Origin of the sequence: Mesorhizobium sp. ES1-3 (genome assembly GCF_020164795.1) — a bacterium.
In the GTDB taxonomy this organism is placed as follows: Bacteria; Pseudomonadota; Alphaproteobacteria; order Rhizobiales; family Rhizobiaceae; genus Mesorhizobium.
In genome coordinates, this window is record NZ_JAIUGW010000032.1 from 52,478 (window position 1) to 66,463 (window position 13,986).

Genomic DNA, 13,986 nt, shown 5'->3' on the forward strand with positions numbered 1-13,986 from the left:
ATGGCGACGATCGGCTCTCGCCTGTGGGCGATCCCCGAAGGCTACATACCCAGCGGCGGGCTCAAAGGTGAACGCGCCTTGGTATCGCATGAGGCAGCCTGTATTCTGAACGCTGGCGAGGCCGATGCCGAAATCGAAATCACAGTCTACTTCACCGATCAAGATCCAAAGGGTCCTTATCGGATTAGGGTTCCTTCCTCCCGCACGCGACATCTCCGCTTCAACGATCTCACCGATCCCGAACCCATTCCGCGCGACACGGACTATGCCTGCATTATCGTCTCAACCCAGCCGGTCGTGGTCCAGCACACGCGGCTTGACTCGCGCGACCCGCACGTCGCCCTCCTCTCAACAATGGCATTCGCACAATGACATGGCTCCTCCCCAAGTTGGCCCGTTCGCAAACGAGACCCACCCGCAACTCGAAGAAGGGCGGTTTCGACGGGAAGGTCGTGGTGGTAACCGGCGCATCAGCCGGTGTCGGCCGCGCTGTGGCGCGACGGTTCGCACAAGCGGGCGCCTCGGTCGCTCTTATCGCACGCGAAGCAGCGTCCCTGGCGGAAACGCGAGCCGAGATTGAGAGGGGCGGCACAAAGATAACTGCCATTCCGGCCGATGTCGCTGACCCCGAGGCCGTTTTCAAGGCCATAGACACGATCGAGGCCGAACTCGGGCCGGTCGACATCTGGATCAACAACGCGATGGTGACTTTATTCTCGCCTGTGGCGGAGATGACGCCCGAAGAGATCAGACGCGTAACCGAGGTCACATATCTCGGCTTTGTTTACGGGACAATGGCCGCGCTCGCCCGCATGCGGCCGCGCAACAGCGGCCTCATCCTTCAGGTGGGCTCTGCGTTGGCCTATCGTGGCATCCCCCTTCAGGCTGCCTATTGCGGAGCCAAGCACGCCATACGCGGCTTCACTGATGCGCTCAGGACCGAACTACTCCATGACGGAAGCAATATCCGGGTGACGATGGTGCAGTTGCCCGCCGTCAATTCTCCACAGTTTGATTGGGCGAGGATTCATGTTCCACGCACTCCGCGCCCCGTTGCACCTGTCTTCCAACCGGAGGCGATTGCCGCGGCGATCTTGGAAGCTGCGCAAGACAAGGGTCCCGAATACTGGCTCGGATCGAGCACCATCAAAGCGATCATCGGCAGCATGATTTTTCCATCCGTCGTTGACCGATACCTGGCGCGTACAGGCTTCTCGATCCAGCAGACCGATGTGCCTGCGCCGCCCGGAAGGCATGACAATCTCTTCGAGAGCGTGCCGGAACTTCACCGCACGCGCGGCTCATTCGGCCAGGAGGCGGCGCCGTCGCTGTCTGTCTGGTCCGCAAGCCAAGCACGGGCGGCGGTGCTTGGGGCCGCGGTAGGAATCGCAGCAATCGCCACCGCGGCTCTCCTAAGTCGCTCAAAAGCGCGAGGTCCTTACCGCATCAGATATCGCTAAATGATGTCATCCCGGACTCGGTTGCCCAGCCTTTACCGTGGTGGCGATCGTGATCCCTTCCTATCGCTGCATCGCGCGCCTCAACGGCGGGCGGCATGGCAACCGCAGGAACGATCTCGACTGGGACCAATTGCGATGAACCCGCATCCACCCGATCGCACAGGTCCTTGCGCGCCATCGAGAGAGCTGGCTGACGTGAATGCCCGCCGATCGCGCCACTTCCGACACTGACACGCCAGGCTCAAGCTAGGCCGCGACCAGGCGCTCCTTCTCCTCACGCGCCCACCGCCGGCGTCTCTCCACCGACGTGATCACCTCCACCCGCGGCATCGTCATTGGGCTACTCCTAGGATTATCCCTAGGTCCTAGTGACGATTTAAGGAGTTGGGATTCCCATCTGGCTGCAAATCAGATTGAACTAAACCGCTGCCGCGGTAGCTGATGCGCGGGTGTGGCCTAAGGAGGCCCCTGTCTGAGAAGATTTGGTGTCGAGCCAACCTTCCAGACAGGAGAATCCCAGATGGCCCAGATAAGCCCTCTGCGTCAGCGGATGATTGAAGATCTGACGATCCGCAATTTGTCACCGGAGACCCAGCGATCCTACGTGCATCACGTGGCGAAGTTCAGTCGATTTTTTGGACGATCACCCGATCAACTGGGATACGAAGAGGTGCGCGCCTATCAGGCCCACTTGGTGGGCCGAAGGGTCTCGTGGGGCGCGTTGAACCAGACGGTTTGCGCCTTGCGTTTCTTCTACGGCGTGACGCTGGGTCGATCTGATCTGCCTGAGCGGATCGCTTACGCCCGGACGCCGCGCAAGTTGCCGGTCGTGCTGAGCGCCGATGAGGTGGTCGGCTTTCTGCAGGCCGTGAAGGGGACGAGGAACTGGCTCGCTCCGGATGACCACCTATGCGGTGGGCTTACGCGCAGCGGAGGCGGCGCGTCTGCAGGTGACGGACATCGATAGCAGCCGGATGATCATTCGCATCGAGCAGGGCAAGGGCGGCAAGGACCACTATGTGATGCTGTCGCCGCAGCTGCTGGAGATTTTGCGCGTCTATTGGCGGTTGACCAAGCCGGGGCGATGGCTGTTTCCCCGGCGCGATGGCCGCGGCCCGATTCACCCACAGACTTTGGGGATCGCCTGTCGAGCAGCCTCCGAGTTCCTGGGCGTTGAGAAGCGGGTGACGGTGCACACCCTTCGCCACAGCTTCGCCACCCACCTTTTGGAAGCCGGCACGGACAGGATCATTCAGGTGCTGCTGGGCCATCGCAGCCTGGCGACGACGACACTATACGCCCAGGTCTCAATGGCTGTGATCGGCCGGACCGCCAGTCCTTTTGACCAACTCCACATGGAGATCACGCCATCCGGTTGAGCCGCGCGCCATGCGCCCGGATCTGGAAGTGGCGGATGTATTCCACCGTCACGGGGCAGACTATCGCCGCGACCATGCCGGCCATCTCGGGCGTGTCGAGCGCCGGGTCATGGCCGCGGTGGAGGCGTGTCGGACCGCCGCCCTGGGCGGTCACGCCGAACACTGCACCGACTGCGGTCTCGTGCGGCGAGCCTATAACTCCTGCCGCAACCGACACTGCCCTAAGTGCCAAGGCCTTACCCGCACCCAGTGGCTGGCCGAGCGGCAGGCTGAGCTGCTGCCGGTCCCATACTTCCATGTGGTTTTCACCGTCCCGGCCCAGATCGCTGAGATCGCCTTCCAGAACAAGGCGGCGGTCTATGCGATCCTGTTCAAGGCCGCATCCGAAGCCTTGAGAGTGGCGGCGGCCGATCCCAGGCATCTGGGCGCCGAGATCGGCGTGGTCGCCGTGCTTCATACTTGGGGTCAAAATCTCCACCATCATCCGCATGTCCACTGCGTCGTGCCAGGCGGCGGCCTGTCGCTCGAGCCTGCCACAGCGAAGGCCGGGGACCAGCGATGGATCGCCTGCCGGCCGGGATTTTTCCTGCCCGTGCGGGTTCTGTCGCGCCTGTTCAGGCGGCTATTCCTAGAGCGCCTGCAGGACGCCTTCGACGCCGGCCAGCTTCGCTTCTTCAGCGATCTCGCCAGCCTGGCCGACCCTGCCACTTTCTGCGCCCAACTGGCTGGACTGAAGCGGATCGAATGGGTCATCTACGCCAAGCTCCCGTTCGGCGGTCCCGAACAGGTTCTCGCCTATCTCGGCCGCTACACCCATCGCGTCGCCATCGCCAACAGCCGCCTCGTGACCCTGGACCAGGGAAAGGTCAGCTTCCGCTGGAAGGATTATCGCCATCACGACAAGTCCAAGCACAAGCTCATGACCTTAAGCGCCGACGAGTTCATCCGGCGGTTCCTGCTGCACGCTTTTCCAGACGGGTTCCATCGCATCCGCCACGCCCAATCGCGCCCGCGACCACACAGAACCCTCCAGATTCACGCTTTGGATGGAACGATTTGTGCTGACGGACGCCGTCCGGTTGTTCTCGAATGACGCTGCCATCACACCTGCGGATCGCGGGCCGGCAGTGATGACGATGACCTGATCGTTGGCCGGCACGCCCTGTTATTGCGATGGTCGAGGACCCGTGTGACCGGCCGTTTTTTCCCCCAACATATTCGATAGGGCCCAAACGGTGCCGATCAGGTAAGGCACGCCCCCTCCCACCGCCATCAGCACGCCCCCGAGATGCTGGTCCTGTAGCCGATCCAGTCCAAATGCGCCGCGACAGAGATCGGGATCGTAGAGCAATATCGGCGCCAGCGTCAGGACCAGCCCGAACATCGTCATATGCGTGAAGGTAAGAAACATGGCGATTGCCGCCGCCGGGGCCGTCTCACGGTTCCGCGCGGCGAACGCCACGGTCCAGACGAAGAGGCCAGCGAACAGAAACGATGCCTGTTCCAGGACGAAAAGGCTCGTACTGCGCCCTGCTGCATCGTGAAGCAGCGGGATGTGCCAACCCCAGACCGCGACCATCTCGAACAAGACGGCAAGGAGGCACCATGACAGTGCATTGCCGAATGCCGCCAACGGCGGCCTATGGAGCGCCAGGCCGAACGCCAGCAGCGGCGCGGCGACGATGACGACACCCAGATGCAGCAGCATATGCGGAGAAAATGCCGTGCGGCTCAACGCCACCAGCGGTCCGAGCCAAAGGCCTGCCAGTACCGACACGCCGGCAAGCAGGCTGGCATTCGCCCAGCTAACCGCACGGCTGCCGGGCACCGCAGCCAAGGGCGTATTGGCCCTTCTCATTTCAGCGTCGCCAGATAGGCAGCGATCTGGTGGGCATCGCTATCCGAAATGCCGAGGTCGGGCATGGCATTGCCGGGCACCACTCTTTGGGGGAAGCGCAGCCAATGCACCATGTTGTCGGGCGTATTGCGCAGCAGGCCGGCGACGTATTGGCGGCTAGCCATATGCCCGAGCGGAGGGCCGACCATACCATGCGCGTCCATGATGCCCGGGATATCGTGACAGGAGCCGCAACCGAGTTTTTTGATCAGCGCCTGCCCCTTCGCCGGGTCGCCGATGCTGTGAGGATCACCGGCAAGCCCCCCAGCCTCCGGTTCGGAACAACCGACAACGCCGCAGATCAAAATGGCTGCAACGAAAAGTTCCCCTAGTGTCGAGCGAGAAGGCATCAGGTTTTGCATAGTGGCACCAGGAGCAGCGAGAATGAATTGGCCAATGTTGCGACGACAAAGGCGAGCGAGGTGAAAAGGCCCCACACGGCAAGAAACCGCGTTCGCCCCTCCCCCACCTCCAGGACGCCGCCTGAGCGCTGCCGGTGTTCGTCGAGGGTTCGTCTTAGCAGGGCCAGCGCGACGACCAGAGCGCTGGCGGCAATCGCCAGGGCGGCAAGATTCAGACCGATGACCGCGGGGGCCAGCCAGGCCGGAACGGCGGTGGCTGTCGGCCCGGCACAGATATAGCTGGTCGAAGCGAAGGCGAACAGGAGCTGGGCCGTCCACGCAGCGGGGGCCGCCAACAGCGCAAACACCAGCAGGACGGGACGGGCATCATGCCGCTGCGGCGCCGGATGGCCGATGTCGAGGCCGTCGCTATGAGTGCTTCTCGACATGACCTACCCCAAATGCGGCGTGACGTAGATGGTGAAGAAAACGGCGAGCCAGACAGCATCGACGAAATGCCAGTAGACCGCGCCGATAGCGACGGGCGCGTGGCGCTTGGCGTCGAAATAGCCGAGCAGCGACCAGACCAGCAAAACCAGCAGCACCAGCATGCCAACGACGACATGGGCAAGGTGAAAGCCGGTGATGGTGAAATAAAGCGAACTGTAGGGGCTGGAGCTGAAGCGATAGGGCTTGCCCGCCCATTCGAGCAATTGCACGCCGACGAAGACAGCGCCTAGCACAATGCCGCCGAACAGCCCCAGCGACAATTGAAGGCGGCTGCCCTTGCGTGCACCTTTCTCGCCCCACCAGACGGCGACGCTACTTAACAGCAAGATCATCGTGTCGGGGCCGGACAGTTCGAACTTCGGAAGGGCATCGGGCAGGAAGGCGCCGTTGCTCCAGATGGCGAAGTAGAAATAGCTGAACAGCAGATAGAGAAAAAGCGAGGCTTCGGTCGCGATTAGCGTAATCATGCCGAACCAGCCGGACGACTTGCGGCCCGCGCTGCCCACCGGCAGCGGCCCAATGTGCATATGCTCCTCGCCTGGTCGAAGGCTTAGATCAGCCATCGCCAATCCTCGCGACTTGCACCAGCCGTTGTCGCGGCCATAGCCAGAAACCGACGCAAATGGCGATGACGATAATCGAGGCGCCCGTCGTCCACCACGATTGCACCAGCATGGCGGTAAAGGCCGCACTGATGCCAAGTGTCAAAACGAATGGCCAGGGCGAATCTTCCGGCATCTTGAGGATCAGGTCCGGCTCGGCGTCGAGTACAGTCGTTGCCAGGGCCTCCTTGCCGTGATCGAGGACAAGCCCGCGATCCAGCATTGAGCGGCCGGAACCTGTCTGCAACCGGTCTTCCCACAGCGGATGCCGGCTGGCCACGGCAGGAATCAGCGCAAAATTGTAAGGCGGCGGCGGCGACGGTATCGACCATTCCAGTGTCGGTGCATTCCACGGATTGGCAGGCGCGATACTGCCATTGCGTAGGCTGATCCAGATGTTGATCAACAGCAGAAGGATTCCAATGGCGAATAGGAAGGAACCGACTGTCGTGATAATGTTGATAGTTCCAAGGCCCATGGACGCGGGGTAAGTATAGATGCGCCGCGGCATGCCCATGAGGCCGGTCAGGTGCATGGGCAGGAAGGCGAGATTGAAACCGATGAAGGTGATCCAGAAATTCCACTGTCCCAGGCGCTCGCCTAGCATGCGCCCGCTCATCTTGGGAAACCAGAAATAGAGCGAGCCGAGAACGCCGAAAAGATTGATGCCGATCAGGACATAGTGGATGTGGGCGACCACGAAATACGTGTCGGTCAGTTGCAGATCGGCCGGCACGGCCGCCGTTACCACGCCCGATACACCGCCGATGACGAACATCACGATGAAGCTGGCGAAATAGAGAAAAGCGGTGGTGAAGACCGGGCGCCCGGTCCAGATCGTCGCCACCCAGGCAAAGGTCGCAACGGCGCTTGGGATGGTGATGATCAAAGACGCGCCCGAAAAGAACGAGGAGGCGACAAGCGGCAGGCCGGTCGCGAACATGTGGTGGACCCAGACGCCGAAGCCCAGCACCATGGTGAGCACAGTGGCCAGCGCCACCAGCGTGTAGCCGACGATGGGCCGACGGCAAAGGATCGGCAAGGCATCCGACACCAGCCCCATGGCAGGCAGCACGATGATGTAGACCCAAGGATGGGCGAACAGCCAGAACAGATGTTGCCACAGGAGCGGCAGGCCGCCGGCCTGAGCATTGAAAAAATGGGTGCCGAACTGCCGATCGAGCCACAACATAAAGAATGCCAGGCTCACTGCCGGCATGGACAGAAGGATACCTGCTGATACGGTGGTGGTGCCCCAGACCAGGATCGGCAGGCGGTTGATGGACATGCCCGGCGCCCGCATCCTGAGAACGGTGACGACGAAGTTGGCGGCCCCAACCGTCGTCGAGATGCCGAGGAAGATCATACCCAGCGCATAAAAGTCCATGTTCGGGCCGGGGCTGAACGCTTTCAGCGAGTTCGGCGCATAGTTGAACCAGCCATCGTCGGGAACGGCGCCGAAGAGAAAGCTCGCATATAGGAACAGACCGGCGCCGAGATAGATCCAGTAGGAGAACGCGTTGAGACGGGGAAACGCCATGTCCCGCGCGCCCAGGACGAGGGGAAACAGAAAGTTGGAAAAGCCCGACAGCACCGGGAGCGCGTAAAGAAAAATCATGGTGATGCCGTGCATCGAGAACAGCTGGTCATACTGTTCCGGCGTCACCACATGCTCGCCCGGCTGGGCCAGCTGGATTCGCATCACCAGCGCCTCAAGCCCGCCCAAAACCAGGAAGGCGAAGGAGGTTACCAGATAGCGGATGCCGATCGACTTGTGATCGACCGAGGAAATCCAGCCATAAAGGCCGGGTTTTGTCTCCCACAACGCCCTGAGCCGCGCTGGAAGGTCCGGATCGTCCGCGAGACTGCTGATGGCCGGGACGCGTTCATATTCGCTGACGCTCATTTCACGCGTCCTTCATTTCAATGTTTCGACATAGGAAAGGACCGACTGGAACTCGGGGCCAGACATGGCGATATCGGGCATCAGCGCACCTGGCTTGAGGCCTTGGGGGTGCGCGATCCAACCCGACAGATTGCCCAGATTGTTGTCCAGCACGCCGGCGGCGATGGTCGCCCGGCTCTTGAGATGGGTAAGATCCGGGCCTTTCGCTCCATTCGCCTTGGTGCCGCGCACGCTGTGGCACTTGCCACACCGGTCGACGAAATGGGCAAGGCCGTCCTGCAGTTCAGCGGTCGCCGGTATCGGCGCGGATGCCTGTTGAGCGGCACGCCAGGCTTCGAATTGAACCTTTGGTTCGGCGATGATCGAGAAAGCCATCTCGGCGTGTTCGCGCCCGCAATATTCCGAACATTGTCCGCGGTAGACGCCGGCCTTGTCCGCCTCCAGCCACATCTGGTTGGTGCGGCCGGGGATAACGTCCATCTTCCCTCCGAGCGCGGGCACCCAAAAGCTGTGAATGACGTCCGGCGAACTCAGGTTGAAGCGCACCGGCTCCCCCACCGGGATATGAAGCTCGTTGGCGGTGTCGAAAGCCTTGGTCGGGTCGGCGGCCTCGTAGTGAAATCCCCACCACCACTGGCGCGCCGAAACGCCAACGGTTAATGACGGTACGGCCGATGGCTTTGTCAGGCCCGCCATGGTCGTGACCGTCCATCCGGTGAATGCGATCAGGATGATCGTGGAGATACCGACGCCGCCATAGATCCACCAGAGGCCACGGCCGGAGCGTGGAGGGATGACCAGGTTCGGTTCACGCTTGCCGCGGCCTCGCACGACAATGCCAGCCAGCACCGCGACGCCGATAAAGACGACGACCAGGATGGAGAGCCAGACCAGCCCCCACAGCAACGGCGATATGGCGCGCGCGCCGCTGCCGGCGGGCTCGAACAAGCCAAGCGGGAAGGTGACGCCCTCTTTCATGGCGATGAGGCCTTGGACGGAAGGGCGGCGTAATAGCGCGCCGCCTCCTCGATCTGCTCCTCCGCAAGTGCTGCGGCGACGGGCTGCATGAAGCCGCTGGGTTTGCTGCCGTCGCGATAGGCCCGCATTACCTGCACGAAGCGTGTTGCGTCGAGGCCGGCTATGTTTGGTGTAACACCGCCGCCCCCGCGCCCGTCGACGCCATGGCAACGCCCGCAGGGGGCCGGATTGAACGCGCCGCCGGGCGCGATGGGGGCCATCCCGGAAAGAAAACTCGTGCCGCCGTTCCAGCCGGTGATTCTGGCATACCTTTCGGTGTTGTAGTCCGGCAGGTGCTTGACAAAGGCGACCATGGCCCAGATCTCGCCGTCGCGCTGCCGCGCCGGCCATGCCGGCATCGCCGTCATCTTGACGCCGTGCTTGATGATCCAGAACAACTGGCTCGGGCTAAAATCGCGTCCTGCGGAATACAGCCCCGGCGGTGTCGGCGTCATCTGCTGGGCGATGGGCGACGCCAATTCGCCGGGCGCGCCATGGCACGGCGCACAGCCGCTCGCATAATGAGCGGCGCCGCGTAGGATCAGCGTGGGATCGTCGAGATCGGGAGATTTGAGATGCGGCGCTTGAAAGGCGACGGAGCGCTTCATGGTGTAATGTAAAAGCAGCGCTACCGGCCAGGGATGCTTGCTGGTTGCGGCTACGTCGAAAAATCCCGACCAAAGAAAAAGAGCGCCGCACAATGCGGCCAGGATTCCCGCGCCCAGTAGCACCAGCCCACCGAACTCGAAGCGGCTTCGGACCGGCCGAGGCCGTGCCACTAACTGTCGCTGCTCTTCATGCAAGCGTCTCTCCATGGGCCTCAGCTTCTTCAAGCTGCCATTCGGGTAAGCTGGGGCACTACGCTTGTTGTGCAACTGCGACCGCGATCACGAGAACGTGCTGCGGTCCGGTAAAGCGGCAGGTCCTTTTGCATGCGCTTTTTGTCCGCTCGCGCAAAATGCCAAGATCGCTTTGGGCAAGCTGCACCTTTGACTGCGTGCTGACAAAATCGGCAAGTGCATTGCGTCGTCACGATCGTCTTCATACCCAGCCTCCTGTAAAGCCCGCCCGACGCAGGCCGCGAACAATGTGCGGGCAGTTGCGGCATCAGCCCCCACAGGAAATCGGAACGTTGATTCTCGATCATCAGCACGATTGGTCCCTGGCTCAGACCGAGATGGTCCGGCGCTACCCATCCCGAAGGGTGGCCATCGCGTGTCGCCAATGTCGGGTTAAAGCTTGCCTTGACGCCATAGGGGGCGTCTGCCTTGAGGTCGATGTCATGGAAATGGCGCAGCGCCGGCAACACGATCTCTGGCGCGAATGGCAGTGAGGCGACCGTAGCCCAGGGCGACAAGGTGCCGTCGTCGCGACCATAAGGCGCGCCCCGCGCTTGATAGCCGTAGAACTTGCGCACTATCCCGTCGATGCGGCGTGTCTTGCGACCCGGTCCATCGCTTGCGGTGATCCCCCAGCTGTTTTCATGATAGCCATCAAATTCGAGAGGATTACGAATGGCGTATTGACGCTGCACGTAAGTCGCCTGGCGGCAGTTCTCGAAATAATCGCTGCCGTGATCGCGCACGAAGGCGTCCTGGATGCCGCGAAAGTCGATCCAGACATGCGAAAGCTGGTGGATGAAGAGCGGGCCCGCATAGATCAGTTCACGGCCGTCGATGTTCTTCCACTCATAGCCGGACAGCCAGGCGGCATAGCTTTCGGGCGGCAAAGGATGGGTCGGTGAACCGAGGCCGAGCACGTAGAGGATCAGCGCCTGGTCATAGCCTTTCCAGCGATGGCGGACGAAGCTGTGCTCTGGCCTCCAGCCATGGGTCACGGTGGGATGACCGTTTCTTGCCCAGTCCCAGTCGGCGCGGCGATAAAGCTTCTCCGACAGGGACCGTATCTCTTCCTCCTCCTCGTTCTCCTCGCGAAAATAGGCGCCCGCGGTCAGCGCGCCGGCGAGCAGAATGGCCGTGTCGATGGTCGAGAGTTCGCACTGCCAAACCCGCCGGCCGGTCTCCATGTCGAGGAAATGATAGTAGAACCCTTTATAGCCGGTGCTGTGCGGTTCGGGGCCTTGTCTGCTGTTCCAGAAGAAGCGAAGCGTCGACAGTGTCCTCGTACAGGCTTGTTTGCGTGTCATAAAGCCGCGGGCGACGCCGACAGGATAGGCCGCCAGTGCCAGGCCGACCGCGCCGATGCTAGCCGGCGACCCGTCCTGCGTGCGGTCGGCGACGAGACCATTGGAAGGGTTCACCTCGTTAAGGAAATAATCGAAGCTCTTGCGCTGCAGTGTAGCTAGCAGTTCTGCACTCAGCGGTTCCCGCTCCGCCGCGGCTTGCATCGCTCAGTCTGCCGGCGCGAATTCGACCGTCACCGCCGCAACCGAGTGTGGAGGCAATTCGATGTCGAAGGAAATGGTGCTTGCATCCGACTTCCAGGAATTGCGGCTCCTTTTTTAGCCCTGACGCGCGATGGAGCCGCTTAAGGTCGGCAGCCGTCGGATATGTCGGCTCTCCCATCTCGCGCCACAACTTTCTGGCGTTGGCATGGTCTTCATCGATGCGTTCGACGGTTGCCGAACGCGGGGCGCCGGCGTTTTCGAGATGGACATGGACGTTCTCGACTGCGATCGGCTGGCGCGGCAAGGTGTGGTTGGTGAGAACAATGGCGAGCCGATCCGCGTCGCGCACGGCCCAGGCGTCGACGGTCGAATGGCTGCCCTCGACCGGGAGTCGTTCCGTTCCCAGGCGATGCAGCAACTCGAAGGCGCGGTAGGTCGGCTTGGCGATGCCCTGTAGGTTGAACAAGCCGAAGCCGCCCTGGAACGGTCTCGAGGGAAAGTAGTTCTCGGCGAAGATGTCGGTGAAGGTCCAGAAGCTGTAACCCTCGACAATGCCGGCAGCCTCCATAACCGTCCTGGTCACGAAAGCGGCTGCGTAAGGCTGGTCGTGGAGCGGGTCACGCGGGTTGGAGGACGTGTTCCATTCCGTGTAATAGACCGGCCTCCCCTTCGCCTGACGGCGGACCTGCTCGGCCCATTCGCGCATGATGCCGCGGCGGCTTTTCGACAAATGTTCGTCGGTTGGGTCATCTTCCTGCCCCAGCGAAGTGCCTTCGACGACGTCGGTCGGATATTGGTGCGTGCTGACAAAATCGAGCGGCAAGCGGTTTTTCTCGCAAAAGCCGACGAATTCCTCAATCCACTGGTTCTTGGCGGTCGCCGGCCCGCCGATCCTGAGACCCGTGTCGACCTCTTTTAGCGCTTCGGCGCTGTAGCGGTAGAGCTTGAAGTATTCCTCCTGGGTGCCGGTCCAGAAGGCGGAGAGGTTCGGTTCGTTCCAGACCTCGAAGAACCAGCTCCGCACTGCTTCCGCGCCGTAGCGTTCGATCCAGTGATGCGCCAGCTTTCGAATGAGCGTCGCCCAGGCGCCGTAGTCCTTCGGCGGCGTCACCCTGCCCTGATAGCGGAAAACCGTCGCGTCGCCGGACGCGAATGTCCATGGCATGAAGCTCAACTCCACGAACGGTTTCATGCCGATGTCGATCAGAAAGTCGAATATCTGGTCGATGTTGAAGAACGAATAGAGGAGCTCGTCCTTGTGGCAGATGAGCGTGCCCATGTCATCGGAAAGCAGGCCATGGAAGCGGACATGGCGAAAGCCCAGTTCCTTATGGCAGCGCCGTAACTGCGCCTGCCAGTCCGCGCGCAATGCCATCGGCGCGTGGTCCGAGCCGACCGCCTGCTCCCAGAAATGCGGGAAGGATGCGCCTGTTCCAGCCAGGTCGCACTCGAAATTCACAACGTCCATAAGGTCCACTCCGTAATCGCAGGCGAGAAAAACAGCGGTTCCAAGGCGCCGTCCTGCTCAACGAGTGACAAAAACCCTGGTGGACGAGTAACGTAATAGAGGGGTGGTCGTTCAGCGCTTCGCCCATCAACTTGTCTTGATAACTGGACGACGTAGTCTTTGACGGAAGAGCCGCGAGCGATCATGAGAGAAAGATCGGTGCGAGGCTCGCACCACTGACAAGGCACAGAACCTTATGTTGGGCATGTCGCCCCCAGGCGATGCGATGACGAAGGCCGGCCGCTCGCAACACGAGTGAACTCTGGCCCGATAACGCAGACGGTTGAGAAACATCTTGCCAGCATGGCGGCAGTTACCATTCCTCACATCGCTCTAGCTAGCAGGCTTCTCTGATTGGGTCGGTGAGGTCAAACTTTTTCCCGTCTTCTTTCCGGATCATGTCGCCCCGCGGGTCACTCGCTTCTTCTCGGGCGAACTACTGTCTGTGTTCGTTTTTGTTCCTTGTCCTATTTAATGCCAATGTGGGGCCGGCGGCTTCCTTTCCAAAGCGGAATTCGGTTGCGTCGGCCCACATGCGATGCAGGATGACGGCCAGCTTGCGGGCTACCGCCACGCGGGCGCGCGCCATGCCGCGACGTTTGGCGATGTTCATGCCCCAGGCGCGCAAGCTCGACCATTTCTTCGAGCGCACGAGTAGCGAATGTGCTGCCTCGTAGAGGGCGGTGCGGGCGAGTTCGTCGCCGCAACGGCTGACCTTGCCCTGAATGTCGGTTTCACCGGACTGGTATCGCGCTGGCGTCAGGCCCAGATGCGCTCCCACTGCCCGCGAGGAGCCGAACCGCTCCGGCCGGTCGATCGTGGCGCGGAAGGTGAGCGCGGTGATCGGCCCGACGCCGGGCGCGCTCATCAGTCGCCGACAGACTTCCTCCTTGCGGACGATGTCGAGAACCTGCTTGGTCAGGCGGGCGAACTCCTTGAGCACGGAGCCGAGGATCGAAAGCAGCGGCTCGACCATCACCATCGCCTCGGCGTCGGCGCCGACCAGCTCGCGCACGCGAT

The 13,986-nt window shown here is 61.8% G+C and carries 12 protein-coding genes and 3 pseudogenes; 4 read left to right on the forward strand and 11 right to left on the reverse strand.

What is annotated here, in order from left to right; genetic code table 11:
• A complete protein-coding gene (locus LB536_RS28540) occupies positions 1–372 on the forward strand; it encodes a sensory rhodopsin transducer (protein ID WP_224598394.1) in 372 nt (123 codons plus the stop codon).
• Complete coding sequence (locus LB536_RS28545; RefSeq protein WP_224598395.1) at positions 369–1,460, forward strand: SDR family oxidoreductase; 1,092 nt, start codon at positions 369–371, stop codon at positions 1,458–1,460. The genes LB536_RS28540 and LB536_RS28545 overlap by 4 nt, the downstream gene beginning before the upstream one ends.
• A 60-nt stretch (positions 1,461–1,520) precedes the next feature.
• On the opposite strand, the gene LB536_RS31395 is transcribed toward LB536_RS28545, so the two are convergent.
• Complete coding sequence (locus LB536_RS31395) at positions 1,521–1,694, reverse strand: hypothetical protein (protein ID WP_224598396.1); 174 nt, start codon at positions 1,692–1,694, stop codon at positions 1,521–1,523.
• 286 nt (positions 1,695–1,980) lie between these two features.
• Here LB536_RS31395 and LB536_RS31265 point away from each other — a divergent pair.
• Positions 1,981–2,839: pseudogene (locus tag LB536_RS31265) on the forward strand (tyrosine-type recombinase/integrase).
• A gap of 10 nt (positions 2,840–2,849) precedes the next feature.
• Positions 2,850–3,836 (forward strand): annotated as a pseudogene (locus tag LB536_RS28565) (IS91 family transposase); the annotation flags it as partial.
• A gap of 168 nt (positions 3,837–4,004) precedes the next feature.
• Here LB536_RS28565 and LB536_RS28570 read toward each other — a convergent pair.
• The 10 genes and pseudogenes from LB536_RS28570 to LB536_RS28615 form a co-directional block, all read right to left on the reverse strand.
• Positions 4,005–4,667 (reverse strand): cytochrome c oxidase assembly protein, encoded by a 663-nt coding sequence (locus LB536_RS28570; protein WP_224598425.1) that lies wholly within the window; start codon positions 4,665–4,667, stop codon positions 4,005–4,007.
• Positions 4,668–4,693: 26 nt separating this feature from the next.
• Positions 4,694–5,098 carry a c-type cytochrome gene (locus LB536_RS28575; RefSeq protein WP_224598399.1) on the reverse strand — a complete coding sequence of 135 codons (405 nt, stop codon included), beginning with the start codon at positions 5,096–5,098 and terminating at the stop codon, positions 4,694–4,696.
• Positions 5,086–5,526: a hypothetical protein gene (locus tag LB536_RS28580; RefSeq protein WP_224598402.1), complete on the reverse strand. Its 441-nt coding sequence runs from the start codon at positions 5,524–5,526 to the stop codon at positions 5,086–5,088. Before LB536_RS28580 ends, LB536_RS28575 begins: the two co-directional genes overlap by 13 nt.
• Before the next feature lie 3 nt (positions 5,527–5,529).
• On the reverse strand, positions 5,530–6,150 hold the full coding sequence (locus LB536_RS28585) for a heme-copper oxidase subunit III (protein WP_224598403.1): 621 nt from the start codon (positions 6,148–6,150) through the stop codon (positions 5,530–5,532).
• On the reverse strand, positions 6,143–8,095 hold the full coding sequence (gene ctaD, locus LB536_RS28590; RefSeq protein WP_224598406.1) for a cytochrome c oxidase subunit I: 1,953 nt from the start codon (positions 8,093–8,095) through the stop codon (positions 6,143–6,145). The genes LB536_RS28585 and ctaD overlap by 8 nt, the downstream gene beginning before the upstream one ends.
• A 12-nt stretch (positions 8,096–8,107) precedes the next feature.
• Complete coding sequence (coxB, locus tag LB536_RS28595) at positions 8,108–9,073, reverse strand: cytochrome c oxidase subunit II (protein ID WP_224598409.1); 966 nt, start codon at positions 9,071–9,073, stop codon at positions 8,108–8,110.
• Positions 9,070–9,915, reverse strand: coding sequence for a c-type cytochrome (locus LB536_RS28600; RefSeq protein ID WP_224598412.1), 846 nt, complete (start codon positions 9,913–9,915; stop codon positions 9,070–9,072). Before LB536_RS28600 ends, coxB begins: the two co-directional genes overlap by 4 nt.
• A gap of 238 nt (positions 9,916–10,153) precedes the next feature.
• A pseudogene (locus LB536_RS28605) lies at positions 10,154–11,459 on the reverse strand (glucoamylase family protein).
• A complete protein-coding gene (locus tag LB536_RS28610) occupies positions 11,377–12,927 on the reverse strand; it encodes a GH39 family glycosyl hydrolase (RefSeq protein ID WP_224598415.1) in 1,551 nt (516 codons plus the stop codon). Before LB536_RS28610 ends, LB536_RS28605 begins: the two are co-directional and overlap by 83 nt.
• A gap of 475 nt (positions 12,928–13,402) precedes the next feature.
• A partial coding sequence (locus LB536_RS28615) for an IS110 family transposase (RefSeq protein WP_224598418.1) occupies positions 13,403–13,986 on the reverse strand: 584 nt, incomplete at its 5' end.

Excerpts from the sequence above, each read along its gene's own strand:
- LB536_RS28540 (WP_224598394.1), top strand. The coding sequence starts at position 1 with ATGGCGACGATCGGCTCTCGCCTGTGGGCGATCCCCGAAGGCTACATA.
- LB536_RS28545 (WP_224598395.1), top strand. The coding sequence starts at position 369 with ATGACATGGCTCCTCCCCAAGTTGGCCCGTTCGCAAACGAGACCCACC.
- LB536_RS28575 (WP_224598399.1), bottom strand. The coding sequence starts at position 5,098 with ATGCAAAACCTGATGCCTTCTCGCTCGACACTAGGGGAACTTTTCGTT.
- LB536_RS28580 (WP_224598402.1), bottom strand. The coding sequence starts at position 5,526 with ATGTCGAGAAGCACTCATAGCGACGGCCTCGACATCGGCCATCCGGCG.
- LB536_RS28585 (WP_224598403.1), bottom strand. The coding sequence starts at position 6,150 with ATGGCTGATCTAAGCCTTCGACCAGGCGAGGAGCATATGCACATTGGG.
- ctaD (WP_224598406.1), bottom strand. The coding sequence starts at position 8,095 with ATGAGCGTCAGCGAATATGAACGCGTCCCGGCCATCAGCAGTCTCGCG.
- coxB (WP_224598409.1), bottom strand. The coding sequence starts at position 9,073 with ATGAAAGAGGGCGTCACCTTCCCGCTTGGCTTGTTCGAGCCCGCCGGC.
- LB536_RS28610 (WP_224598415.1), bottom strand. The coding sequence starts at position 12,927 with ATGGACGTTGTGAATTTCGAGTGCGACCTGGCTGGAACAGGCGCATCC.